Annotated in this window: 34 protein-coding genes and 1 pseudogene; all 35 read right to left on the reverse strand. The window is 66.3% G+C overall.

Annotated features, from left to right (window positions below; genetic code table 11):
• Positions 1 to 130 precede the first annotated feature (130 nt).
• The 35 genes and pseudogenes from pstB to LBC97_15180 all read right to left on the reverse strand — a co-directional run bounded on the left by pstB (position 131) and on the right by LBC97_15180 (position 21,662).
• Complete coding sequence (pstB, locus tag LBC97_15010; GenBank protein ID MDR2567339.1) at positions 131 to 898, reverse strand: phosphate ABC transporter ATP-binding protein PstB; 768 nt, start codon at positions 896 to 898, stop codon at positions 131 to 133.
• Between the two features lie 152 nt (positions 899 to 1,050).
• Positions 1,051 to 1,983, reverse strand: a complete 933-nt coding sequence (pstA, locus tag LBC97_15015) for a phosphate ABC transporter permease PstA (GenBank protein ID MDR2567340.1) — start codon at positions 1,981 to 1,983, stop codon at positions 1,051 to 1,053.
• Positions 1,980 to 2,948 (reverse strand): phosphate ABC transporter permease subunit PstC, encoded by a 969-nt coding sequence (gene pstC, locus LBC97_15020; GenBank protein MDR2567341.1) that lies wholly within the window; start codon positions 2,946 to 2,948, stop codon positions 1,980 to 1,982. The genes pstA and pstC overlap by 4 nt, the downstream gene beginning before the upstream one ends.
• Positions 2,929 to 4,056, reverse strand: coding sequence for a phosphate ABC transporter substrate-binding protein PstS (locus LBC97_15025; GenBank protein MDR2567342.1), 1,128 nt, complete (start codon positions 4,054 to 4,056; stop codon positions 2,929 to 2,931). The genes pstC and LBC97_15025 overlap by 20 nt, the downstream gene beginning before the upstream one ends.
• 367 nt (positions 4,057 to 4,423) lie before the next feature.
• Entirely contained in the window at positions 4,424 to 5,125 is a 702-nt protein-coding gene (gene rplQ / locus LBC97_15030) for a 50S ribosomal protein L17 (protein MDR2567343.1), read from the reverse strand.
• A gap of 21 nt (positions 5,126 to 5,146) precedes the next feature.
• A complete protein-coding gene (locus LBC97_15035) occupies positions 5,147 to 6,148 on the reverse strand; it encodes a DNA-directed RNA polymerase subunit alpha (GenBank protein ID MDR2567344.1) in 1,002 nt (333 codons plus the stop codon).
• 136 nt (positions 6,149 to 6,284) lie between these two features.
• Positions 6,285 to 6,686 (reverse strand): 30S ribosomal protein S11, encoded by a 402-nt coding sequence (gene rpsK / locus LBC97_15040; GenBank protein MDR2567345.1) that lies wholly within the window; start codon positions 6,684 to 6,686, stop codon positions 6,285 to 6,287.
• 77 nt (positions 6,687 to 6,763) lie between these two features.
• Positions 6,764 to 7,144 carry a 30S ribosomal protein S13 gene (gene rpsM / locus LBC97_15045; GenBank protein MDR2567346.1) on the reverse strand — a complete coding sequence of 127 codons (381 nt, stop codon included), beginning with the start codon at positions 7,142 to 7,144 and terminating at the stop codon, positions 6,764 to 6,766.
• A 154-nt stretch (positions 7,145 to 7,298) separates the two neighbouring features.
• On the reverse strand, positions 7,299 to 7,412 hold the full coding sequence (gene rpmJ / locus LBC97_15050) for a 50S ribosomal protein L36 (protein ID MDR2567347.1): 114 nt from the start codon (positions 7,410 to 7,412) through the stop codon (positions 7,299 to 7,301).
• Between the two features lie 12 nt (positions 7,413 to 7,424).
• Positions 7,425 to 7,646, reverse strand: a complete 222-nt coding sequence (gene infA, locus LBC97_15055; protein MDR2567348.1) for a translation initiation factor IF-1 — start codon at positions 7,644 to 7,646, stop codon at positions 7,425 to 7,427.
• A gap of 255 nt (positions 7,647 to 7,901) precedes the next feature.
• On the reverse strand, positions 7,902 to 8,726 hold the full coding sequence (gene map / locus LBC97_15060) for a type I methionyl aminopeptidase (GenBank protein ID MDR2567349.1): 825 nt from the start codon (positions 8,724 to 8,726) through the stop codon (positions 7,902 to 7,904).
• On the reverse strand, positions 8,723 to 9,316 hold the full coding sequence (locus LBC97_15065; protein ID MDR2567350.1) for an adenylate kinase: 594 nt from the start codon (positions 9,314 to 9,316) through the stop codon (positions 8,723 to 8,725). The genes map and LBC97_15065 overlap by 4 nt, the downstream gene beginning before the upstream one ends.
• Positions 9,313 to 10,617, reverse strand: a complete 1,305-nt coding sequence (gene secY, locus LBC97_15070; GenBank protein ID MDR2567351.1) for a preprotein translocase subunit SecY — start codon at positions 10,615 to 10,617, stop codon at positions 9,313 to 9,315. The genes LBC97_15065 and secY overlap by 4 nt, the downstream gene beginning before the upstream one ends.
• A gap of 75 nt (positions 10,618 to 10,692) precedes the next feature.
• Positions 10,693 to 11,127: a 50S ribosomal protein L15 gene (rplO, locus tag LBC97_15075; GenBank protein MDR2567352.1), complete on the reverse strand. Its 435-nt coding sequence runs from the start codon at positions 11,125 to 11,127 to the stop codon at positions 10,693 to 10,695.
• 377 nt (positions 11,128 to 11,504) lie between these two features.
• Complete coding sequence (gene rpmD / locus LBC97_15080; protein MDR2567353.1) at positions 11,505 to 11,687, reverse strand: 50S ribosomal protein L30; 183 nt, start codon at positions 11,685 to 11,687, stop codon at positions 11,505 to 11,507.
• Positions 11,684 to 12,343 carry a 30S ribosomal protein S5 gene (gene rpsE, locus LBC97_15085; protein MDR2567354.1) on the reverse strand — a complete coding sequence of 220 codons (660 nt, stop codon included), beginning with the start codon at positions 12,341 to 12,343 and terminating at the stop codon, positions 11,684 to 11,686. The genes rpmD and rpsE overlap by 4 nt, the downstream gene beginning before the upstream one ends.
• A 106-nt stretch (positions 12,344 to 12,449) precedes the next feature.
• A complete protein-coding gene (rplR, locus tag LBC97_15090) occupies positions 12,450 to 12,809 on the reverse strand; it encodes a 50S ribosomal protein L18 (GenBank protein ID MDR2567355.1) in 360 nt (119 codons plus the stop codon).
• Positions 12,810 to 12,811: 2 nt separating this feature from the next.
• On the reverse strand, positions 12,812 to 13,354 hold the full coding sequence (gene rplF, locus LBC97_15095) for a 50S ribosomal protein L6 (protein ID MDR2567356.1): 543 nt from the start codon (positions 13,352 to 13,354) through the stop codon (positions 12,812 to 12,814).
• Between the two features lie 12 nt (positions 13,355 to 13,366).
• Positions 13,367 to 13,765: a 30S ribosomal protein S8 gene (rpsH, locus tag LBC97_15100; GenBank protein MDR2567357.1), complete on the reverse strand. Its 399-nt coding sequence runs from the start codon at positions 13,763 to 13,765 to the stop codon at positions 13,367 to 13,369.
• An 82-nt stretch (positions 13,766 to 13,847) separates the two neighbouring features.
• Positions 13,848 to 14,033 (reverse strand): type Z 30S ribosomal protein S14, encoded by a 186-nt coding sequence (locus LBC97_15105; protein MDR2567358.1) that lies wholly within the window; start codon positions 14,031 to 14,033, stop codon positions 13,848 to 13,850.
• A 1-nt stretch (position 14,034) separates the two neighbouring features.
• Positions 14,035 to 14,637 (reverse strand): 50S ribosomal protein L5, encoded by a 603-nt coding sequence (gene rplE / locus LBC97_15110; protein ID MDR2567359.1) that lies wholly within the window; start codon positions 14,635 to 14,637, stop codon positions 14,035 to 14,037.
• A gap of 3 nt (positions 14,638 to 14,640) precedes the next feature.
• The gene (gene rplX / locus LBC97_15115; GenBank protein MDR2567360.1) at positions 14,641 to 14,982 is read right to left on the reverse strand and encodes a 50S ribosomal protein L24; all 342 of its coding nucleotides are present in this window, start codon (positions 14,980 to 14,982) and stop codon (positions 14,641 to 14,643) included.
• A gap of 2 nt (positions 14,983 to 14,984) precedes the next feature.
• Positions 14,985 to 15,353: a 50S ribosomal protein L14 gene (rplN, locus tag LBC97_15120; GenBank protein ID MDR2567361.1), complete on the reverse strand. Its 369-nt coding sequence runs from the start codon at positions 15,351 to 15,353 to the stop codon at positions 14,985 to 14,987.
• An 18-nt stretch (positions 15,354 to 15,371) separates the two neighbouring features.
• Entirely contained in the window at positions 15,372 to 15,650 is a 279-nt protein-coding gene (gene rpsQ, locus LBC97_15125; protein MDR2567362.1) for a 30S ribosomal protein S17, read from the reverse strand.
• Entirely contained in the window at positions 15,647 to 15,901 is a 255-nt protein-coding gene (gene rpmC / locus LBC97_15130; GenBank protein MDR2567363.1) for a 50S ribosomal protein L29, read from the reverse strand. The genes rpsQ and rpmC overlap by 4 nt, the downstream gene beginning before the upstream one ends.
• A gap of 2 nt (positions 15,902 to 15,903) precedes the next feature.
• A complete protein-coding gene (gene rplP, locus LBC97_15135; protein MDR2567364.1) occupies positions 15,904 to 16,320 on the reverse strand; it encodes a 50S ribosomal protein L16 in 417 nt (138 codons plus the stop codon).
• 3 nt (positions 16,321 to 16,323) lie between these two features.
• Entirely contained in the window at positions 16,324 to 17,142 is an 819-nt protein-coding gene (rpsC, locus tag LBC97_15140) for a 30S ribosomal protein S3 (protein MDR2567365.1), read from the reverse strand.
• Positions 17,143 to 17,219: 77 nt separating this feature from the next.
• Positions 17,220 to 17,594 (reverse strand): annotated as a pseudogene (gene rplV / locus LBC97_15145) (50S ribosomal protein L22).
• A gap of 113 nt (positions 17,595 to 17,707) precedes the next feature.
• Positions 17,708 to 17,989, reverse strand: a complete 282-nt coding sequence (gene rpsS, locus LBC97_15150; protein ID MDR2567366.1) for a 30S ribosomal protein S19 — start codon at positions 17,987 to 17,989, stop codon at positions 17,708 to 17,710.
• Between the two features lie 31 nt (positions 17,990 to 18,020).
• Positions 18,021 to 18,857 carry a 50S ribosomal protein L2 gene (gene rplB / locus LBC97_15155; protein ID MDR2567367.1) on the reverse strand — a complete coding sequence of 279 codons (837 nt, stop codon included), beginning with the start codon at positions 18,855 to 18,857 and terminating at the stop codon, positions 18,021 to 18,023.
• 18 nt (positions 18,858 to 18,875) lie between these two features.
• On the reverse strand, positions 18,876 to 19,184 hold the full coding sequence (gene rplW / locus LBC97_15160) for a 50S ribosomal protein L23 (GenBank protein MDR2567368.1): 309 nt from the start codon (positions 19,182 to 19,184) through the stop codon (positions 18,876 to 18,878).
• Positions 19,181 to 19,861, reverse strand: a complete 681-nt coding sequence (gene rplD, locus LBC97_15165) for a 50S ribosomal protein L4 (protein MDR2567369.1) — start codon at positions 19,859 to 19,861, stop codon at positions 19,181 to 19,183. Before rplD ends, rplW begins: the two co-directional genes overlap by 4 nt.
• Before the next feature lie 5 nt (positions 19,862 to 19,866).
• A complete protein-coding gene (gene rplC, locus LBC97_15170) occupies positions 19,867 to 20,529 on the reverse strand; it encodes a 50S ribosomal protein L3 (GenBank protein ID MDR2567370.1) in 663 nt (220 codons plus the stop codon).
• Positions 20,530 to 20,553: 24 nt separating this feature from the next.
• The gene (rpsJ, locus tag LBC97_15175; GenBank protein ID MDR2567371.1) at positions 20,554 to 20,862 is read right to left on the reverse strand and encodes a 30S ribosomal protein S10; all 309 of its coding nucleotides are present in this window, start codon (positions 20,860 to 20,862) and stop codon (positions 20,554 to 20,556) included.
• A gap of 452 nt (positions 20,863 to 21,314) precedes the next feature.
• Positions 21,315 to 21,662 (reverse strand): hypothetical protein, encoded by a 348-nt coding sequence (locus LBC97_15180; GenBank protein ID MDR2567372.1) that lies wholly within the window; start codon positions 21,660 to 21,662, stop codon positions 21,315 to 21,317.
• Positions 21,663 to 21,734: the final 72 nt, after the last annotated feature.

Here is a 21,734-nt window from a genome sequence, read left to right on the forward strand (position 1 = left end):
TCGGCGGTGCGGTGGAACAGCCAGGCCCAGATCGGGTTGGTGATCAGGGCCAGGGTGGCCCCCAGGGCGCCCCCGGCCACCCACTCCATGGCCACTGGCACGGTACCCACTTTAGGCGCGGGGAGGTTGCTCAGCCAAACCGGCCGTCAATGTAATCCCTGGTGGCGGTCACCTTCGGGGCGGAGAAGATTTCGGCCGTGGGACCGGATTCGACCAGGCGGCCCGGCTGTCCGGCGCTGGCCAGCGAGAAGAACGCCGTCACGTCGGAGATCCGGTTGGCTTGGGCCATGTTGTGCGTCACCACCACCACCGTGTAGTCGCGGGCCAAGTCCCGCATCAACTCCTCGATCGCCAGGGTGGAGATCGGGTCCAGGGCGGAGCACGGTTCGTCCATCAGCACCACGTCCGGTTGGACGGCGATCGCGCGGGCTATGCAAAGCCGCTGCTGCTGCCCGCCGGACAGCGAGTCGCCGGACTTCTTCAGCCTGTCCTTGACCTCGTCCCACAGGTGCGCCCTGGTCAAGCACCGCTCCACCAGCTCGTCGGCGGCCTCTCCCCTGGGGCGGGCGCCCCGGATGATCAGCCCGGCTAGAACGTTGTCCTTGATCGACATGGCTGGGAACGGGTTCGGCTTCTGGAAGACCATGCCGACCTTGGAGCGGACCGAGACCGGGTCGATCCCCTTGCTGTAGAGGTCCACTCCGTCCAGTTTGACGGAGCCGACCGCCCGCGCTCCGGGGATGACCTCGTGCATGCGGTTGATCGCCCGCAGCAAGGTCGACTTGCCGCAGCCCGACGGGCCAATGAAGGCGGTCACAGCGCGTCCCGGTATTTCCAAGGACACGTCGGCCACGGCCAAATGCGACCCGTAATAGCAAGAGACAGTGTCGATCGACATTGAGCCGACCGCCTTCGGCAGGGGCGGCGCGGGCACGGCTGTGGCCGCCGGTCCCGTGCCCGCCCCTGCCACGGCCGGCCCCGGGGCGGCGGGGCGGACCGTTATCTGGCCTGCGCTCTGGCCTGCTTTGATCGAATTGGGGACCGTGGCGGTCATCGATTTCTCCTCAGTTTGGCGATTTGCGGGGGTAAGGCGCGGGCGGCGAGTTGCAGCGCCACCACCACGGCCATCAACACCAGGGCGCCCGCCCAGGCGCGCTGGTCGTAGGCGGCCGTGTCCAGGCCCTTGGAAGACCATTGCGTGTAGATGAAGACCGGCAGGGTGGCCATGCGCCCCTCCGCCAGGTTGTAGTTCATGGCGTCCGTGAAGCCCGCCACCAGCAGCAGCGGCGCCGTTTCGCCGATGATTCGGGCCACCCCGAGCACCGCCCCGGCCGTCAGGCCGGGCAAGGCTGTCGGCAGGACGATCTTGCGGATCACCCGCCAGCGCGGCGACCCGAGCGCCAGCCCCGCCTCCCGCAAGTCGCCGGGCACCAACCGGAGCACCTCCTCCGAAGCGCGCACCACCACCGGGATCATGATCATGGCCAAGGCGACCGCGCCGGCCAGGCCGGAGCGCGTGCCCGGTCCGAGGAGCAGGGAAAACAAGGCGTAGGCGGCCAGACCCGCCACAATGGACGGGATGGACACCATAATGTCCACGGCTCGGCGCGTGAGCGACGCCAACCGGGTTTGGTCGCCGTATTCGGTGAGGTAGATGGCCGCGCTCACGCCCAACGGGATCGCGATCGCGGCGGTCGCGGCCGTGATCAGGAGCGTGCCGGTGAGGGCGTGCAGCAAACCGCCGCCCTGTCCCACCACGCCGCGCATCGAGTTGCTGAACAAAGCCAAGTCGAGACGCTCGCTGCCCCGTTGGATCGCCGCCCAGATGACCAGCGTCAGGGGCACGGCCGTGAGCACGGCCGCGCCCACCACCGCGCCGGTGGCCAGCGCGTTCTTGCTCCGGCGGCGCCAAGTCGGGCGGGAGGCGCGAAGTGTCGTGGCGGCATCGGCGGACGTTTCTCGCCGGGTCAACGTCAACGTCACTTGGCCACCCCCTTCTTGGCGAAGCGGCGGCCGACAATCGAGACCACCAACGAGATGGCGAACAGCACTAGCCCAAGCCCAATCAGGGCGCTGACCTTGGAGCCGGTCGACTCCGGGAAGGCCGACGCGATGAACGCGGCGATGGTGGGCGGATTCTCCGAGGAGATCAGGTTGACCGAGATCAGACCGGGTGTGGCGCTGAGGACCATGGCGACCGCCATCGTCTCGCCGAGCGCCCGGCCCAATCCCAGCATGCCCCCGGCCACGATCCCCGAGCGGGCGACGGGCAGCACGGCCGTGCGGACCATCTCCCAACGGGTCGCACCCAGGGCGTAGGCGGCCTCGATCAGGGGGGGCGGGGTGAGGGCGAAGCTTTCGCGGCACATCGCCGCCATGATCGGCAGAATCATCACCGCTACCACCAGACCGGCCGTCAGGACCGTCCGTCCGGTCACCGACGGGTCGCCGGAGAAGAAGGGCAACCAGCCCAGATGGCCGTGCAGCCACTCATAGAGCGGGACCATGGCCGGGGCTAGAACCATCAACCCCCACAGGCCGAAAACCACCGAGGGTACGGCCGCGAGCAAGTCCAGGACCGCGCCCAAGAACCGCCCAAAGCGGGGAGACGGGGCGTAGATCGTCGAGGCCAGGGCCACTCCGATCGCGGGCAGCGCGGCGAAGGCCAAGGCGATCACCGCGACCCAGGCCGATCCGAACGCCAAGGGCGCGGCCAGGGAGAAGAAGTCAGTCGCATGGGCGGGCAGGTCGCCCGCGCCCGCGAAGAAAGCCGGCCCGCCCTTGATCACCAGGAAGGTCAGGACTCCGGCCAACACGAGCGCGACAGCGATGGCCGCCCCCCTCATCGCGCCCCGGAAACCGCGTTCCCCGGACGCGCCCACGCCGGCCGGGATCCCCCCGTGGACCCGGCCGGCGGCTGGGGCTAGCTCAAGAGCCGATGCGTTCAACCGCCGCGCTCACTTTCGCGCTGAGGCCCTCCTCGGAGGTCAGCGGCGCCGAACCGGCGTTCGCGGCGGCGGCCTGCTGGCCCGCGTCCGAGGTGACGTACTTGAAGTAGGCGGACACCAGCTTGGCGGTGTTGGCGTCTTGGTACTTTTCACACGCGACCAGGTAGCTGACCAGGATCAGCGGGTAGGCGCCCGCCGCCTCGGTGGTGCGGTTCAATTCGTAGACCACGTCGCCTTCGCCCCGGCCGGTCTCCAGGCTTGACTCGGAGACGGCTTTGGCGGCCCCCTCCGGCGAGGCTTTGACCCACTGGTCCGCCACCTTGATGGACGCCCAGCTCAGCGCCTTGGCCTGGCCCGCGTCCACGTAGCCGATGGTGCCGTTGCCGGCGGTCAGCGCTCCGACCATGCCCTGGGTTTTCTCCGCGCCTTCGCCGCCGGCCTCAGGCCACTCCTCGGTCTCCCCGGCGGTCCACGCCTCCGGCGCGGTCGCGGCCAGGTAGTCGGTGAAGTTCCCGGTGGTCCCCGACTTGTCGGACCGGTGGACCGGGCTGATCTTGAGATCCGGCAACTGGGCGTCGGGGTTGTCCTTGGCGATGGCCGGGTCGTTCCAGTTGGCGATCTTCCCGGTGAAGATGTCCGCTATCACGTTTGGCGCCAGGTTGAGGGAGTCGACTCCCTCCAAGTTGAAGGCCACCACAATCGGCGAGATGTAGACCGGCACCTCGACCAAGGCCGAATCGGCGGCGCAGGAGGCATGTCCGCCCTGGGCCTCATCCGCTTTGAACGGGGCGTCCGTGCCGACAAAGCCCAGGCCGCCAGCCGTGAACTGCTCGCGGCCGGGGCCGGAGCCCGCTGGCTCGTAATTCACGGTGACGCCGTTCTGGAGACCGACAAAGCCGGCCCGCCACGCTTCTTGGGCGGCGCTCTGGGAGGAGGCCCCCGCGCCGTTCAGCTCGCCCGTGAGTTGTTCTTGGGCGGGACCGGACGAGTTGCCGGCGGCCCCGCCGCCCGGCTGGTCTTCATTCGCGGCGCATCCAGCCAACGCGGCCAAGATCACGCCTGCGGCGGTGGCCGTGGCGGCCACCTTCTTCGCATTGCCTAGCTTCATTAGGCCCTCTTTCGTTTCTGCTCTGGTCATTTCAGAAACGACGCTAGGGGGCCAGCCCTAACTGACGGGGCGATTCAGGTAAACGCAGGGTGAACGCAAGGAGAACACTTGGCTGCGCCCGGCCTCGGAGCCCGGCCTCAGCCTGCTCCAACGACCCGGTGTCGCGAGTGAACCGGACTATCGAGCGCGCCTTCGGCCCCACGCTGCAAGAAGCCTTGCGGCACCGACCTCATATTGCAAGCAAACCCCGGTTTGGCTTGCATCTTCGGCCCCACGCTGCAAGAGAACTTGCAGCGTCAGCCTCATATTGCAAGCAAACCGGGGTTTGCCTTGCACTTTCCGGGGCGCTGGCGCCCCGACGCCCGGATCAGGCCTCGTCGTCCTTCGGATCCCGTGCCAACTCGGCCTTGATGGCGTCTTCTTCGGCCTGCTCCTGAAGGAGTTCGGCCGAGTCCGCCATGTCTCCCACCTCGGGCGACTCGTTCGCCTCGGCCAAAGGCTCGGCCGATTCGACCGCCCCTTCGGGGTCCGGCTCCACGCCCTCCAGAGGGTCGGCCGCATCGGCCGCGTCAGCGTTCGACACGTCGGCTGCCTCGGCCACCTCGGCGTCGGAACCCTCGGGCGCGTCCTGGTCGACGGCATCGGCGGCCGTGTCGTCGCCTGCCGCCTCGCGGGCCGCGGCGGCCTTCTTCTTCTTGGCCTTCGGCTGGACCGGGTCCATGACCAACTCGATCACGGCCATCGGCGCGCTGTCGCCCTTGCGGGGGTTCAGCTTGACAATGCGGGTGTAACCGCCCGGGCGGTCGGCCATCGCCGGGCCGATCTCCGTGAACAGGAAATGGACCACGGACTTGTCGCGGATGGTCCGCATGACGCGGCGCCGCGCGGCCAAATCCCCGCGCTTGGCGAAGGTGATCAGCCGCTCGGCCTGCGGCCGCAGCCGCCTGGCCTTGGCCAGCGTTGTCGTGATCGAATGGTGTTCAAAGAGCTGCGTGGCCAGATTGGCCAGAATCAGCCGCTCGTGCGCCGGACCGCCGCCCAGCCGGGCTCCCTTGGTCGGAGTAGGCATCTCAAATCTCCTAAAGAATGGTCAGAAACTGGCGTCGTCCTCGCTGAACTCGGGCGTGGTGCCCAGTCCAATCGAGTCGAACTCGAGCGGCGAATCCTTCAGCGACAACCCCAGCGAGGTCAGCTTCTCCTTGACCTCGTTGATCGACTTGGCGCCGAAATTGCGGATGTCCAACAAGTCTTCCTCCGAGCGCGCCACCAGTTCACCGACGGTGTGGATCCCCTCGCGCTTGAGGCAGTTGTAGGACCGGATGGTCAGGTCGAGGTCTTCGACCGGGAGGGCTAGATCGGCGGCCAGGGCCGCGTCGGTCGGGCTGGGCCCGATCTCCACGCCTTCGGCCTCCGGGTTGAGCTCGCGGGCAAGCCCGAACAATTCGGTCAGGGTCTTGCCGGCCGAGGCCATGGCGCTGCGCGGCGTGATGGCCTTCTTGGTCTCAACGTCAATGATCAAGCGGTCGAAGTCCGTGTGCTGCTCCACGCGGGTGGCCTCGACCTTGTAGCCCACCTTTAGGACGGGCGAATAGATCGAGTCGATCGGGATGCGCCCGATCTCCGCGTCGATCGACTTGTTCTGCACGGCCGAGACATAGCCCCGCCCGCGCTCAACCGTCAGTTCGATCTCCAGCTTGCCCTTGGCGTTCAGCGTGGCGATGTGCAGGTCCAGGTTGTGGACCTCCACGCCGGCCGGCGGGGTGATGTCAGCGGCGGTCACCTCGCCCGGACCCTGTTTGCGCAGGTACATCACCACGGGGCTGTCATGCTCCGAGGAGACCACCAGGTTCTTCAGGGACAGGATGATCTCGGTGACATCCTCTTTCACGCCCGGCACCGTGGAAAACTCGTGGAGCACGCCGTCAATCCGGATCGACGTCACCGCCGAACCGGGGATCGAGGACAGCAAAGTCCGCCTCAGCGAGTTTCCCAGGGTGTAGCCGAAACCCGGCTCCAGGGGCTCAATGACAAAACGCGACCGGAACTGGGAAACCGGCTCTTCGGTCAGAGTGGGTCGTTGTGCGATTAGCACTGCTTGTTCTTCCTTGTCTCGGGGCCCCCGCTATTTGAGGTCCCGCTTCGTGGTGAGAGCCGCGCGGCCTCGGTCCGCCGCGCGGTCTTGGCACGGCATCGTCCAAAATCTTTGCCCGATGCCGTCCGGTTGGGTCCTAAACCCGGCGCCGCTTGGGGGGCCGGGCGCCGTTGTGGGCCTGCGGGGTCACGTCCGTGATCGACCCGACTTCCAGGCCCGCGGCTTGGAGCGAGCGGATGGCGGTCTCACGGCCGGAGCCGGGGCCCTTGACGAACACGTCGACCTTCTTGACCCCGTGGTCCTGGGCGCGCCTGGCGGCCTGGTCCGCGGCCAGTTGGGCGGCGAAGGGCGTCGACTTGCGCGAGCCCTTGAAACCGACCTGGCCGGACGAGGCCCAGGCCAGCACGGCCCCGGACTGATCCGTGATCGACACGATCGTGTTGTTGAAGGTTGACTTGATGTGCGCGTGTCCGTGCGGGACGTTCTTCTTGTCCTTGCGCCGGACCTTCCGCGCTCCTTGACGAGTCTTGGGGGGCATGTTCTGCCTGTCTCCTTGCTTGCTTGATCGCTGCTTGCTTTGTTGGGCGTGCTCGGCGGATAACGTTCCGCGCCCAGTTACTTCTTGCCGGCCTTCTTCTTGCCGGCCACTGTGCGCTTGCGGCCCTTTCGGGTGCGCGCGTTGGTCTTGGTCCGCTGCCCGTGGACAGGCAGGCCCCGGCGGTGCCGGATGCCCTGGTAGGAGCCGATCTCCACCTTGCGGCGGATGTCAGCCTGGATTTCGCGCCGAAGGTCGCCCTCGACGCGGTAGTTGGCTTCGATGTAATCCCTGAGCGCCACCAGGTCTTGATCGGTCAGGTCTTTGACCCGTGTGTCCGGGTTCACCCCGGTGGCTTTGAGGGTTTCGGTGGCGCGGGTCCGGCCCACGCCGAAGATGTAGGTGAGAGCGATTTCGACGCGCTTTTCACGCGGCAAATCGACACCGACTAGACGAGCCATGAGGCTTCACTCCCTAAAGAGTCAGTGGAGGTCTGGACCCATCGCCTCTCGCAGCGGTTCGTCTTAGCTGACGAGCCCCGGCCTCCAACCGGGGGTGGCCGCGCGGTCCAGGTGGGCGCGCGGTGGCGGTGGGTCTTTGGTTATGTGCGCCCGGTCAGCCTTGACGCTGCTTGTGGCGCGGGTTTTCGCAGATTACCATCACGGTGCCGTGGCGCCGGATGACCTTGCACTTCTCGCAGATCCTTTTGACGGATGGTTTGACCTTCACGTTCTTCAACTCCTACTTGTAGCGGTAGACAATGCGGCCACGGTCCAAGTCGTAGGGGCTGAGCTCCACCACCACGCGGTCCTCAGGCAGGATCCTGATGTAGTGCTGGCGCATCTTGCCCGAGATATGGGCCAGAACACGGTGTCCGTTCGTCAACTCGACGCGAAACATCGCGTTCGGTAGAGCCTCGACCACGGTGCCCTCGATCTCGATAACACCTTCCTTCTTGGCCATATTCCTCCGCTGTTTTCCTCCGCTAGTGCCTGGTTGGTGGTGATTGCGCGCGTGGCAAGATGGCCCGTCAGGGCCAAGGCGCACAGGTCCAACGGGATAGTCTACGCCATCCCCGCAACTGCTCTTGCCCATCCGTCGCCGCTTCTCCCTCGCTGGGAGGCCTGGCGCCGGTCCGGCGACCCGCCCGCCTCCCCGTGCGCCTCTGGGCGGAAGCCGAAGACGGCGACTTCGCCATTCTGGCTAGAAGAGGTCTGGCTAGAGGGGGGCTATTTCGACGCCGCGGGCGGCTAGTTCCGCTTTGCCGCCGTCTGGCGCCGTCAGCACCCAAATGCCGTCTGGGGTGCGGGCCACCGTGTGCTCCCAGTGGGCCGCCCTTGAGGCGTCGACCGTGCGGACGGTCCAGCCGTCCGCGTCGACCGAGGTGGCGATCGAGCCTTCGACCACCATCGGCTCAATAGCCAAGACCAAGCCGGGGCGGATCCTAGGGCCGCGTTCCCGCCCGGCGAAGTTAATCACGTCCGGGGCCATGTGCATGGCGGTGCCTATCCCGTGGCCCACGTATTCGCGCAGAATCCCAAAGGACGGCTCGGATTCCCGGACGGAGGCCTCGATGGCGCGGCCGATCTGGCCCACATGCTCCGCGCGCGCGAAGGCTGCGATCCCGTCCCACAGGGCCGCCCGTGTCGCCTCGATCAGGACCTCCGAACGGGGGTCGACCTGGCCCACTCCCACCGTGATGGCCGCGTCGGAATGCCACCCGTTCAGTTCCGCCCCGCAGTCGATCGACACCACGTCGCCCGGTCGCAGCACTTGATCCTCCGGGATGCCGTGCACCACAACGTCGTTGACGGAGAAGCAGATCGAGCCCGGATAGCCCTCATAGCCCAGGAAGTTCGGGATGGCCCCGGCCGCCCGGATAACGGCCTCCGCCACCGCGTCCACCTCGCGGGCCACCGCGCCGGGGACCAGCGCTTCCCGCACGGCCGCCAAGGCCGCAGCCGTGATCAGCCCGGAGGCGCGCATCTTGCGAATCTGGTTCGGCGTCTTCAACTCGATGCGTTCGCGCCGCAACAAGGTCAAGCCGGGGCCCCCGGCTCCCTGAGCTCCAGCACGTGGGTTATCCGCGCCGTCACCTCCGCGACTGTTCCAACCGCGTCCACCGGCAAGAGCAGCCCGGCTTCGCGGTAGACCTCGATGATCGGCTCCGTCTCGCGGTGGTAGACGGCCAACCGTTGGCGGATGACCGGCTCCGTGTCATCGGGCCGGCCCTCGATCAAAGCCCGCTTCAGAAGGCGGTCCACGATCAACTCTTCGGGCAACTCCAGCGACAACGCCCCGGAAAGCGACCAGCCTTGGGCGGACAGGATCTCCTCCAGCACCGCCACCTGGGGGACGTTGCGGGGGTAGCCGTCCAAGATGAAGCCTGGGACGGCATCGGCGGCGGCCAGCCGGGACTTCACCATCGCGTTGGTGACCCGGTCCGGGACCAGGTGGCCTTGGGCTATGTAGGTCTGGGCCTCAACGCCCAAAGCGGTGCCGCGGGCCATCTGGTCGCGGAACAGCGCGCCGGTCGAAACGGTCGGAATCCCCAGCCGGGCGGCCAGCAAGTCGCCTTGCGTGCCTTTGCCGGAGCCCGGAGGGCCCAGCAGCACCAGCCGGCGACCGGTCACCTCAAGAAGCCCTCATAGTGACGCTGCTGGAGTTGCGACTCGATCTGTTTGACCGTGTCCAGGCCGACGCCCACAATGATCAGCAATGTGGTGCCGCCGAAGGGCAAGTTCTGGTTGATCCCCATGAAGCCGAACAAAACCTGTGGGATCAAAGCGACCATGGCCAGGTAGATCGAGCCGGGGGTGGTGATGCGGTTGATCACATAGGCCAAGTATTCGGCGGTCGGCCGACCCGCGCGGATGCCCGGAATGAAACCGCCGTACTTCTTCATGTTGTCCGCCACCTCTTCGGGGTTGAAGGTGATGGCGGTGTAGAAGAAGCAGAAGAAGATGGTCAACGCCGCGTACAGGATCATGTAGAGCGCGTCGGTCTGCCCCAGGTTCATCTGGATCCATTGCACAACCGGGTTCGACTGATCGGAGACGAACTGGGTGATCATGGACGGCATGGTCAACAGCGAGGAGGAGAAGATGATCGGGATGACGCCGGCCGTGTTGATCTTGATCGGGATGTACGTGGTGGAGCCGCCGTAGGTCCGGCGCCCAACCATCCGCTTGGCGTATTGGACCCGGATGCGCCGTTGGGATTGCTCCACGAACACGATCGCGCCGATCACGCCCACGAACACCACCAGCACCACGATGAAGTTGGTGACGCCGCCGCTGGAGGATCCCAGAATCTGGCCCATGGAGCCGGGGAAGCCTGCCACGATCGAGGTGAAGATCAGCAACGACATGCCGTTGCCGACCCCTTTCTCGGTGATCAGTTCGCCCAGCCACATGATCAGGCCGGTGCCGGCGGTCATGGTGATGATCATCAAGGCCACGGTCCAGGGCGTGTCCGGATCGATGATCTTGGTGTCCGTGCCCGTCTGGCCAAACAGCGCGCCACTGCGGGCGGTCGTGATGACGGCGGTGGACTGCAGAATGGCCAAAGCGATGGTCAGGTAGCGGGTGTACTGAGTCAGCTTGGTCTGCCCGGATTGGCCCTCTTTGTGCAGCGCCTCAAACCTCGGGATGACCACCCGCAGCAATTGCACAATGATGCTGGCCGTGATGTACGGCATGATCCCCAACGCGAACACCGACAGTTGCAGCAGGCCGCCGCCGGAGAACAGGTTGATCAGGCCCAGCAGGTCGTTTCCCGAAGCCTGCTTCTGGATCGAGTTGATCGCCGCGTAATCCACGCCCGGCGTGGGGATAAACGAGCCCAGCCGAAACAGAACCATGATGCCGATGGTGAACAGCAGCTTGCGGCGCAGGTCGGGCGTCCTGAACGCCTTGGCGAATGTTCCTAGCACGGGGGTCCTCCCTCAAGGATGGGGCCAGCCATGATCTACGCGCCCGTTCGGTCGGTGATCATGGCTCGTCCCACTCTAGCTGTTGACGCTGCCGCCTGCGGCCAGGATCTTCTCCTTGGCCGAGCCCGACAGCGCTTCGACACTGACTTCCAGTTTGACGCCGATCTCGCCGTCGCCCAGCACCTTTACCGGGTAGCCGTCCCTGACGACTCCCCGCGCCACCAGGTCTTCCGAGGTGACCTGCCCGCCGTCCGGGTACAGTTCGGCGAGGCGGCCCAGATTGACCACCTGGTATTCGGTGCGGAACGGGTTCTTGAAACCGCGCAGCTTGGGCAGCCGCATGTGCAGCGGCATCTGCCCGCCTTCGAGCCGCGCCGGGACGTTCTTGCGCGCCTTGGTTCCTTTGGTGCCGCGCCCAGCGGTCTTGCCCTTGGATCCCTCACCGCGCCCCACCCGGGTCTTGGCCTTCTTGGAGCCCGGCGCCGGACGCAGATGGTGCACTTTGAGCACGTGGCTCTTGGGCCCTCTGGGGGTCGCCGCAACTTCCTCGGCCTCATCCTCGACCGATTCGGCTGCCTTTTCGGTCTTTTCAGCCTTTTCAGTCTTCGCAGCCGCCGATGCCGTCGCGTCGGCCTCGGTCGCCTCTGCCTTTTCTGCTTTGGCCGGCTTGGCGGCCTTGGCCTTGTCCGCTTTGGCGGGCTTTTCGCCGCCGACTGGTTCCCCAGCCTCTCCAGCCTTTTCAGCCTTGGCGGCTTTGGCTTCCTCGGCCTTCTCCGGCTTGTCGGCCTTTTCAGCCTTGGCCGGCTTGGCGGCCTTCGGGGCTTTCGCCGGCTTGGCGGCTTCGGCTTCCTCGGCCGCCTTCGCCAGGTCCTTGTCTTCAGCCATGGTCAGTCAATCTCCTCAACTTTCACCAGGTGCGCCACGGTCCGAACCATTCCGCGCACTGAGGGGGTCTCAGTCCGCTCGACGGTTTGGCCAATCTTCCTCAGACCCAGGGTGCGCAGCGTCTCACGCTGGTTTTGCCGTCCCCCAATGCCGGACTTGATCTGTGTGATCCTCAAAGTCGTCATGATTTCTCCTTCGCGCTCGCAACGCCAGCGGCCTGCGCCCGCAGAAGCGGGGCCGGCGCCACATCTTCCAGCGGCAGGCCGCGCCGGACCGCCACCGATTGAGGCTCTTCGAGCGCTTTCAACGCCGCCACGGTCGCGTGGGCAATGTTGATCGCGTTGGATGACCCGAGCGACTTCGACAGCACGTCATGCACGCCCGCGCACTCGAGCACCGCCCGGACCGGGCCGCCCGCGATCACGCCGGTGCCCGGCGCGGCGGGACGCAAGTAGACCGACCCGGCTGCCGCCTGACCCTGGATGGGATGCGGGATGGTCTTTTGGATGCGCGGCACCTTGAAGAACGACTTCTTGGCCTCCTCCACGCCCTTGGCGATCGCGGCCGGAACTTCCTTGGCTTTGCCGTAGCCCACGCCGACCGTTCCGTCGCCGTCTCCCACCACCACTAGGGCGGTGAAGGAGAACCGGCGGCCGCCCTTGACGACCTTGGCGACCCGGTTGATCGAGACAACCCGCTCCAGGAACTGGTTGCGGTCGTCTTCGCCGCGCCCGCCCCGCCGCTGGTCGCGCCGACCGGAATCGCGCCGACCGCCGCCCTGGCGGTCCTGGCCGTCGCGGCGGTCATTCGACTCCCCGCCCACTCGCTGCTCGCCAGCCATCAGATGCTCTGCCTTCCGTCGTTCTGCTTCATCTGCGCTTTCTTTTCGGTGCCCTGGGTGGGACCGGCCAGCCGGTCCGAACGCGGGGTTGCCACGCCGCCGGTGCTCACAGCTTCAAACCGCCCTCGCGGGCGCCGTCCGCGACGGCGGCCACCCGGCCGTGGTACTTGTGACCGGCGCGGTCGAACACCACCGCCTCGATCCCGGCTTCCTTGGCCCGCTCGGCGATCAGCTCGCCGACGCGCTTGGCCTTTGCGGTCTTGTCCGCTTTCGACTCCCTCAGGTCGGCTTCCATGGTCGAGGCCGAAACCAGGGTGTGTCCCACCGAATCGTCAATGACCTGCGCCAACATGTGGCGGGCTGAGCGGGTGACAACCAAGCGGGGACGCCCGGGGGTGCCCTTGACCAGCTTGCGCACCCGGCGGTGCCGCTTGGCCCGCTGGACGGAACGAGATACCGTCGCCATGCTCACTTACCAGCCTTTCCAACCTTGCGGCGGACAACTTCGCCTTGGTAACGCACGCCTTTGCCCTTGTACGGCTCGGGTTTGCGCAGTTTGCGGATATTCGCGGCGACCTCGCCGACTTGCTCCTTGTCGATCCCCGAGACCGAGAAGCGGGTCGGGATGTCGACGGTGAACGTGATCCCCTCGGGGGCCTTCACGAACACTGGGTGCGAGAAACCGAGCGAAAACTCCAGGTCGGCATCCCTGGCCACCACACGGTAGCCGGTGCCCACGATCTCCAACACCTTGGTGTAGCCGTCGGTCACCCCTGTCACCATGTTGGCCACCAAGGTGCGCGAAAGCCCGTGCATTGAACGGGAGCGGCGCTCCTCGTCCGGCACGGTCACCACCACGGCCCCGGCCTCGTCCCGCGTCACGGAGACCGGCTCCGGCAACTCGCGGCTGAGGGTGCCCTTGGGACCCTTGACCGTCACTCTGCGGCCGTCGATCGTCACGTCCACCCCGGCCGGAACCGGAACCGGCAGCTTGCCAATACGCGATGTCATTTTGCCTTCCTCCTACCAGACGTAGGCGAGGACTTCCCCGCCCACGCCTTTCTTGGCCGCTTGCCGGTCAGTCAACAGGCCCGATGACGTCGACAGAATCGCGATTCCCAGTCCGCCCAGCACTCGCGGCAAGTTGGTCGACTTGGCGTAGACGCGCAGGCCGGGCTTGGAGATCCGGCGCACCCCGGCCAGCGCCCGCTGGCGGTTGGCGCCGTACTTCAACTCGACCCGCAGAGTCGCGCCCACCGGCGCCTCCTCCTTGGACCAGGCCGCAATGTACCCCTCCTGCTGGAGGATCTGGGCAATCCCAGCCTTCATCTTCGAGTACGGCATCTCCACGCTTTCGTGGTGCGCCGCGTTGGCGTTGCGGATGCGGGTCAGCATGTCCGCAATCGGATCGGTCATTGTCATGTGGGTGTCCCCACCTTCCTCGCCCCGGTTTCCCGCGCGGCGCCCGCTGCGCGGGGGCCGCCAGGACCTGTGGCGTAGTTGATTACCAGCTGGACTTCGTTACTCCGGGCAGTTCGCCGCGGTGCGTCAACTCGCGCAGACACACCCGGCACAGCCCAAACTTGCGGTAGACGCTGCGCGGCCGGCCGCAGCGGTTGCAGCGCGTGTACCCCCGCACCTTGAACTTCGGGGTGCGGGCGGCTTTGACGATGAGAGCCTTCTTAGCCAAATCAGTTCTCCTTGAATGGGAAGCCGAGCTGCTTCAGCAGCGCCCGGCCCTGGTCGTCAGTGGTCGCGGTGGTCACCAGTGTGATGTCCATGCCCCGAACCCGGTCAATGTGGTCTTGGTCGATCTCATGGAAGACCGATTGCTCTGTCAATCCGAAGGTGTAGTTGCCCTGGCCGTCGAACTGCCGATCGCTGAGCCCGCGGAAGTCGCGGATGCGGGGCAGCGCGATCGTCAACAAACGGTCGCAGAACTCCCACATGCGGTCGCCCCGCAATGTGACGTGAGCCCCGATCGGCATGCCCTCGCGCAGTTTGAACTGCGCGATCGACTTCCGCGCCTTGGTCACGGTCGGCTTCTGACCGGTGATCAGCGCCAGATCGGCAACCGCCCCGTCAATCAGCTTCGAGTCCCGCGCGGCCTCCCCCACGCCCATGTTGACCACGATCTTGGTCAGTTTGGGCACCTGGTTGATGTTCGCCAGGCCGAACTGCTCCCGCAAGGCGGGAACGATCTGCTCGCGGTAGCGAACCTTCAGGCGAGGCGGCGTGCGAACCGACTCGGCGGCATCGGACACCTTGGCGGCCTCTTTCGTCTTGCTGGCCATCGGCTAAAGCTCCTTACCCGACTTCTTGGCGTAACGGACGCGAACCTGGCGTAGGCGGCCGTCGCGCTCGACTGTCTCAATGCGGTGCCCAACGCGGGTGGGCTCGCGGGTCTCCGGGTCCACCACCATCACGTTGGAGACGTGGATCGGTGCCTCAATGGTCTCCCGGCCGCCGGTCTTGGCGCCACGCGCCGACTGGCCCACCTTGGTGTGCTTGATCACCCGGTTGACCCCCTCGACGATCAGGCGGTCGGAGTCCTTCAAGACCTCCAAGACGCGGCCCTGTTTGCCGGCGTCCCGTCCAGAGATCACCTGGACCAAGTCGTGCTTCTTGATTTTGGCCATGGTCACAACACCTCCGGGGCCAGCGAAATGATCTTCATAAACCGCTTCTCCCGCAGTTCCCGGCCCACCGGGCCGAAGATGCGGGTGCCGCGCGGTTCGCCATCCGGCTTCAGGATGACCGCGGCGTTCTCGTCAAAACGAATGTAGCTGCCGTCCGGGCGGCGGCGTTCCTTCGTCACCCGCACCACGACCGCCTTGACGACATCGCCTTTGCGGACGTTGCCGCCCGGGATGGCATCCTTGACCGTCGCCACGATGGTGTCCCCGATCGACGCGTAACGCCGGCCGGAGCCGCCCAACACCCGAATGCAGAGGATTTCCTTGGCTCCGGTGTTGTCCGCCACTTTCAGGCGCGTTTCTTGTTGAATCATGGTTCCAAACCCTCCTGGCTACTTGGCCTTCTCGAGAATCTCCACCACGCGCCAGCGCTTTGTGGCGCTGAGCGGGCGGGTCTCCATGATCAACACCAAGTCCCCCACGCCGGCCGTCTCGGCCTCGTCATGGGCTTTGACCTTGGAGACGCGGGTCATGACCTTGCCGTAAAGCGGGTGCTTGACCCGGTCCTCAAGGCGGACCACGACCGTCTTGGTCATCTTGTCGCTGACCACCACCCCGCGCCGCGTCTTGCGGTGCGAGGTCCTGGCCGGAGCTTCGGTCTCACTAGTCACTTCTTCTCAGCCTCCACATTCGAGGTCGGCGCGGTGCGGATGCCCAGCTCGCGTTCGCGCAGAACGGTGTAGATGCGGGCGAGGTCCCTCTTGACGGCCTTGAGGCGGCCATGGGATTCGAGTTGGCCGGTGGCGGACGCGAAACGCAAGTTGAACAGTTCCTCCTTGGCCCGGCCCAGTTCCGCCACGAGGCGTTCGTTGTCGAGCAGGTCCAGCTTGTCCGGCATCAGGTCTTTAGAGCCGACTGCCATGATCATTCACCACCCTCTCGGCGGATAAAACGACACTTCATGGGGAGTTTGTGCATGGCCCGGCTCATAGCCTCCCGGGCCAACGCCTCCGGCACGCCCGCCAGTTCGAAAACCACCCGGCCGGGCTTGATGTTGGCCACCCACCATTCGGGTGAGCCCTTGCCGGAACCCATCCGGGTCTCGGCTGGTTTCTTGGTCAGCGGCCGGTCCGGGAAAACGTTGATCCAGACCTTGCCGCCGCGCTTGACGTGGCGGGTCATGGCGATACGAGCGGCCTCGATCTGACGGTTCGTCAGGTACGCCGCTTCCAGCGCCTGGATCCCGAAGTCGCCAAACGCGATGGTGGTGCCGCCCTTGGCGCGGCCCGACCGCTTCGGGTGGTGCTGCTTGCGGTGCTTGATGCGACGAGGGATGAGCATGACTCAGGCCTCCGTTCCACTCGCGGCGCCCACTGGCGCCTGATCGGCTGACTGACGGGGGGCGCCATCGGAGCGACGGCCACGGGGACGGTCGCCCCGGTCGCCTCTGTCGCCCCGGTCACCGCGCTCACCCCGGCCGCGAGCCGGCCTGGGCGCCGCCGCCTGCTGGCGGGCGAATTCGCGTTCGGTCATGTCGCCCTTGTAGATCCACACCTTCACGCCGATCCGCCCAAAGGTGGTGCGGGCCTCGAAGAAGCCGTAGTCAATGTTGGCGCGCAGAGTGTGCAGCGGCACGCGGCCTTCCCGGTAGAACTCCGACCGGGACATTTCCGCGCCGCCCAAACGGCCCGAGCACTGCACCCTCACGCCTTTGGCGCCAGCGCGCTGCGCGGACTGCAAGCCCTTGCGCATGGCCCGGCGGAACGACACGCGGCTGGCCAGCTGTTCGGCAATGCCCTGTGCCACCAGTTGCGCGTTCAGCTCGGGGTTCTTGACCTCGAGAATGTTCAGCTGAACCTGCTTGCCCGTCAGCTTCTCCAACTCGCCCCGGATCCGGTCCGCCTCGGCACCCCGCCGGCCAATCACAATGCCGGGCCGGGCGGTGTGGATGTCGATCCGGACGCGGTCGCGGCTGCGCTCGATCTCCACTTTGGCCACGCCGGCGCGCTCCAGCCCGGTGGCCATCAGCCGCCGGATCTGGATGTCTTCACGCACATAGTCGCGGTAGCGCTGACCGGCCTTCGTCGAATCGGCGAACCACCGCGAGCGGTGGTCGGTGGTGATCCCCAGGCGGAAACCCAGCGGGTTGACCTTCTGTCCCACTAGCGGGTCCTCCCCTTCTTCAATGCCCTCTGCTTGTTTGGTTGGCTGGACGGCTTATGGCCGGGCAGGTAGCGCGGCTTGAATCCGGTCTCATCGGCCTGCCGGATCACCATGGTGATGTGGCTGGTCCGCTTCAGCACGCGGTCCGCGCGACCTTTGGCCCTGGGCCGGAAACGCTTCATGGTGGGGCCCTCGTCAACGTACGCCTCGGCCACGTAGAGCCTCTCCCGGTTGGTGTCCAAACCGGCCTGGTCGCGTTTGTCGGTCAACGAGTAGATGGCCGACTGAAGCACCTTGCGCACCGGCAGGCTGGCCGCCTGCGGCGCGAACTTGAGCGTGGTGATGGCGTCATTGGCGTCCATCCCGCGCACCAGGTCCACAACCCGGCGCGCCTTCATGGGCGTCACCCTGACGTAGCGGGCGCTGGCTTTGCCTGCGGTCAGGTCGACCACCTGTTTGTGGGCGGCCTTGCGCGCCCGCTTGCGGTCCAGCCTTGAGGATTGGGTGAGTTCCACCACGTCGCCCTCGGACCGCTTGCGGCCGGACTTGTCGGAGTCGGGGCTCATCAGCGGCGCCGTCCCTTCTTGTCGTCTTTCTCGTGGCCGCGGAAAGTGCGCGTGGGCGCGAACTCGCCCAGCTTGTGGCCCACCATCGATTCGGTCACGAAGACCGGCACATGCTTGCGGCCGTCGTGGACGGCGAAGGTGTGGCCCAAGAAATCGGGCGTGATCATTGAGCGGCGCGACCAAGTCTTGATCACGGTCTTCAGGCCCTTGGCGTTGTGTTCGTCGACCTTCTTTTGAAGGTGATCGTCAACGAAGGGACCCTTCTTGAGGCTGCGAGGCATCTGTTTCTTATCTCCCTATCGACGCTTCAGATCAACGCTTCTTGCCGGTGCGGCGCCGCCGCACAATCAGCTTGTCGGACGGTTTGCCGGGCTTGCGGGTGCGGCCCTCCGGCTTGCCCCAGGGGCTGACCGGGTGGCGGCCGCCTGACGTCTTGCCCTCGCCGCCGCCGTGCGGGTGGTCAATCGGGTTCATGGCCACGCCGCGCACGTGGGGCCGACGGCCCTTCCAGCGCATCCGGCCGGCCTTGCCCCAGTTGATGTTGGATTGTTCGGCGTTGCCGACCTCTCCCACAGTCGCCCGGCACCGCAGGTCGACGTTCCGGATCTCGCCGGACGGCAGCCGCAACTGGGCGAACTTGCCCTCCTTGGCGACCAACTGGATCGAGGCGCCCGCGCTGCGGGCCAGCTTCGCTCCGCCGCCCGGCCGCAACTCCACCGCGTGGATGACGGTGCCCAGCGGGATGTAGCGCATCGGCAGGTTGTTGCCCGGTTTGATGTCCGCGTCCGGCCCGGCTTCGACCCGGTCGCCTTGGCGCAGACGGTTCGGGGCCAGAATGTAGCGCTTGGCGCCGTCGGCGTAATGCAGCAGCGCGATTCTGGCCGTCCGGTTCGGATCGTATTCGATGTGCGCCACTTTGGCCGGCACGCCGTCCTTGTCGTGGCGGCGGAAGTCGATCAGGCGATACGCCCGCTTGTGTCCGCCGCCCCGGTGGCGCGAGCTGATGTGGCCGGACGAATCCCGCCCGCCCGTCTTAGTCAGCGGCCTGACCAGCGACTTCTCCGGCCGCGAACGGGTGATCTCAGCGAAGTCGGAGACCGACGCGCCGCGTCGGCCCGGTGTGGTCGGTTTGTATTTCCTAATAGCCATGTCGGTCTACCTTCGCTTTCAGGAGATCGGCGCGCCGAAGATGTCGATGGTGCCCTCGCGCAAGGTCACAACCGCCCGCTTGGTCGACTTGCGCCGGCCTTCCCCGTAACGGGTCCGGCGGGTCTTGCCCTGGCGGTTCAGAGTGTTGACCGAGGCGACCTTCACGTCGAAGATCTTCTCGATCGCGATCTTGATCTCGGTCTTGTTGGCCGTGGGCGCCACGATGAACGTGTACTTGCCCTCGTCGATCAGACCGTAGCTCTTCTCCGAGACGACCGGCTTGATGATGATGTCCCTGGGGTTCTTCTGCAGGGCGATCTTGCTCATTCCGCTTCCTCCTTCGCTGGCTCGTCTGGCTGGTCCGCCGGCTCCAGGCCGGACTTCGGGCCGGCCAAGAACTCCGCCAAGGCGTCGGCTGTGAAAACCACATCGTCAGACACCATGACGTCATAGGTGTTGAGCTGGCCGGCGGTCAGCCAGTGCACGTCCGGCAGGTTGCGCACCGACAGCCGTGAGAGCGTGTCTTCGCTGGTGATCACCACCAGCACCCGCCTGCGGTCGGTCAGCTTGGCGAGGACCGCCGCCGCCGCCTTGGTGGACGGCTCATCGCCGTCCACAAAACCCGTCACCACGTGCACGCGGTCATGGCGGGCGCGGTCCGACAACGCCCCGAGCAGCGCCGCCGCCTTCATCTTCTTCGGGGTCCGCTGCGAATAGTCGCGGGGCTGCGGTCCATGGACCACGCCGCCGCCAACGAACTGCGGAGCCCTGGTCGAACCCTGACGGGCCCGGCCGGTTCCCTTCTGCCGGTACGGCTTGCGGCCGCCGCCGGAGACCATGCCACGGGTCTTGGTGGCGTGGGTGCCTTGGCGGGCCGCCGCCCACTGGGCCACCACGACCTGGTGGATCAACGGGACGTTCGTCTGAACGTCGAAGACGGCATCGGGCAAATCTGCTTTGCCGGCCTTCTCGCCGGCGGGGTTCAACACTTTGACGGTCGGCATCTGACTCAGGCTCCCTTCACGGCCGAGCGCACCAGCACAACGCCGCCCCTGGGGCCGGGCACGGCGCCTTTGACCAGGATCAGGCCTTTGTCCGTGTCGACCGCGTGGACCAGCAGGCCCAACGTGGTTTGACGGGCGTTGCCCATTCGGCCGGCCATGCGCATGCCTTTCAGAACACGGGCTGGCGTGGCGCAAGCGCCGATCGAGCCGGGCTTGCGGTGGTTCCGGTGGGAGCCGTGCGAGGCGCCCACGCCCGCGAACCCGTGCCGCTTCATGACGCCGGCGGTGCCTTTGCCCTTCGTGGTGCCGGCCACGTCTACGCGCTGCCCCGCCTCGAACACCTCGGCGGTCAATTCCTGGCCCGGCTTGTAAGAGTCGGAATCAGCCAGCCTGACCTCCGCCAGGTAGCGGCGCGGGTCAACCTTCGCCTTGTCGAAATGGCCCTGCATGGGCTGGGTGACGCGCCTGGCCTTGGCCTCGCCATAGCCCAGTTGGACGGCGCTGTAGCCGTCCACTTCCTCGGTGCGCACCTGCGTCACCACGTTCGTGCCCACCTCGATCACGGTCAGGGGCACCACTCGGCCTTCGGCGTCCCACGCCTGGGTCATGCCGAGCTTGGTGCCCAGCAGCGCCGCCGTGGGGCGTACTTTCTGGGAAACGGTAGTCATCTTGTCGTCAGTCCTCGCCCGTCGCTACAGCTTGATCTCGATGTTCACATCCGCCGGCAGGTCCAGCCGCATCAGGCTGTCAACCGCCTTGGGGGTGGGGTCAATGATGTCAATCAGCCGCTTGTGCGTCCTCATTTCGAAGTGCTCGCGGCTGTCTTTGTACTTGTGGGGGGACCGGATCACGCAGTAGACGTTCTTCTCGGTCGGCAGCGGCACCGGGCCAACCACGGTTGCGCCCGCGCGCGTCACGGTCTCCACAATTTTCCGCGCCGACGAGTCGATGACCTGGTGGTCATACGACTTCAGCCGTATCCGGATCTTCTGTCCAGCCATGGCGTGACCCATCTCCTACGTTTCGTTCCCGATTATGGTTTGACCGCCCCCCGCGCTCGGGCGTGTCGCGCGTTGGGCCCATGGCTCCGCCGCGCATTCGCCTGGATCGAGGGTTTGGTCTCGGCCCCAGCGCCCCCGCAGGGCGGGTTCGCGCAGGCCGACGGCCGCCTGGCCGGTGCCAGGCAACCGGACTATCTTGCCAGATTCCAGCCCGGTTGTGAAATCGGCTCGGCGGTTCGTCCCGCCGCCGCCCGCATCGCCGGTGTGGGGCCGCCGCCGCTCTGCCCGATGCCGTTCGGCCGGCCCGCGAATCGCCTTGCCCTGGCTTTTGTTGCCTTGGCTTTTGTTGCCCTGGCTCTTGACGGGGGCGCCAGCCAACCGGTCCTTGCGCCAAAAGGCGGGCCAACCGTTTCGGTTGACCCGCCTCAGGTCTTGGCGCCAGCCCGGCGCGGCTAGGCCGCCAGCGGCGAATACTCTCTGGGCACCCGCTCGCGCAGTTCCTTGTGCCTCTCGCCGCCTTGGTGCGTCGCCAGCATGCCCGGCCCAATGTGGCCCGGCGTCAGCTCCGTCACCAGCAGCGTGCAGACGAAGCCTTCCTCGACTTCTTCCACGCGTTCGCCGTTGATGACGATGGCTTCGATCTTCCCGTGCCGCCTGGCGTGCAGGCCATGTATGTCAATCGCCTGGCCGGCGCCGATTCTTCCTAACTCGACCAATCCCGAGATCGCCGTCCCCTTGTCCTCAAACAAGAAGACCTGTTCGATCTCGAACTGGAATTCTGAGGGCTGTGTCTCTTCCACTATTCGCTCCTCTCTGAGCCTGACAGGATATGTCTCAATCCTAGCTGGCTCTCCCGGCCCCCGATGGACCGA

Source organism: Bifidobacteriaceae bacterium, assembly GCA_031281585.1.
In the GTDB taxonomy this organism is placed as follows: Bacteria; Actinomycetota; Actinomycetes; order Actinomycetales; family WQXJ01; genus JAIRTF01.

Bases quoted from the DNA above. Each gene is read 5' to 3' on its own strand.
- pstB (MDR2567339.1), bottom strand. From the start codon at position 898: ATGTCGATCGACACTGTCTCTTGCTATTACGGGTCGCATTTGGCCGTG.
- LBC97_15025 (MDR2567342.1), bottom strand. From the start codon at position 4,056: ATGAAGCTAGGCAATGCGAAGAAGGTGGCCGCCACGGCCACCGCCGCA.
- rplQ (MDR2567343.1), bottom strand. From the start codon at position 5,125: ATGCCTACTCCGACCAAGGGAGCCCGGCTGGGCGGCGGTCCGGCGCAC.
- rpsK (MDR2567345.1), bottom strand. From the start codon at position 6,686: ATGCCCCCCAAGACTCGTCAAGGAGCGCGGAAGGTCCGGCGCAAGGAC.
- rpsM (MDR2567346.1), bottom strand. From the start codon at position 7,144: ATGGCTCGTCTAGTCGGTGTCGATTTGCCGCGTGAAAAGCGCGTCGAA.
- infA (MDR2567348.1), bottom strand. From the start codon at position 7,646: ATGGCCAAGAAGGAAGGTGTTATCGAGATCGAGGGCACCGTGGTCGAG.
- rpmD (MDR2567353.1), bottom strand. From the start codon at position 11,687: ATGACGACTTTGAGGATCACACAGATCAAGTCCGGCATTGGGGGACGG.
- rpsE (MDR2567354.1), bottom strand. From the start codon at position 12,343: ATGGCTGGCGAGCAGCGAGTGGGCGGGGAGTCGAATGACCGCCGCGAC.
- rplR (MDR2567355.1), bottom strand. From the start codon at position 12,809: ATGGCGACGGTATCTCGTTCCGTCCAGCGGGCCAAGCGGCACCGCCGG.
- rplF (MDR2567356.1), bottom strand. From the start codon at position 13,354: ATGACATCGCGTATTGGCAAGCTGCCGGTTCCGGTTCCGGCCGGGGTG.
- rpsH (MDR2567357.1), bottom strand. From the start codon at position 13,765: ATGACAATGACCGATCCGATTGCGGACATGCTGACCCGCATCCGCAAC.
- rplE (MDR2567359.1), bottom strand. From the start codon at position 14,637: ATGGCCAGCAAGACGAAAGAGGCCGCCAAGGTGTCCGATGCCGCCGAG.
- rplX (MDR2567360.1), bottom strand. From the start codon at position 14,982: ATGGCCAAAATCAAGAAGCACGACTTGGTCCAGGTGATCTCTGGACGG.
- rplN (MDR2567361.1), bottom strand. From the start codon at position 15,353: ATGATTCAACAAGAAACGCGCCTGAAAGTGGCGGACAACACCGGAGCC.
- rpmC (MDR2567363.1), bottom strand. From the start codon at position 15,901: ATGGCAGTCGGCTCTAAAGACCTGATGCCGGACAAGCTGGACCTGCTC.
- rplP (MDR2567364.1), bottom strand. From the start codon at position 16,320: ATGCTCATCCCTCGTCGCATCAAGCACCGCAAGCAGCACCACCCGAAG.
- rpsS (MDR2567366.1), bottom strand. From the start codon at position 17,989: ATGCCTCGCAGCCTCAAGAAGGGTCCCTTCGTTGACGATCACCTTCAA.
- rplB (MDR2567367.1), bottom strand. From the start codon at position 18,857: ATGGCTATTAGGAAATACAAACCGACCACACCGGGCCGACGCGGCGCG.
- rplW (MDR2567368.1), bottom strand. From the start codon at position 19,184: ATGAGCAAGATCGCCCTGCAGAAGAACCCCAGGGACATCATCATCAAG.
- rplD (MDR2567369.1), bottom strand. From the start codon at position 19,861: ATGCCGACCGTCAAAGTGTTGAACCCCGCCGGCGAGAAGGCCGGCAAA.
- rplC (MDR2567370.1), bottom strand. From the start codon at position 20,529: ATGACTACCGTTTCCCAGAAAGTACGCCCCACGGCGGCGCTGCTGGGC.
- rpsJ (MDR2567371.1), bottom strand. From the start codon at position 20,862: ATGGCTGGACAGAAGATCCGGATACGGCTGAAGTCGTATGACCACCAG.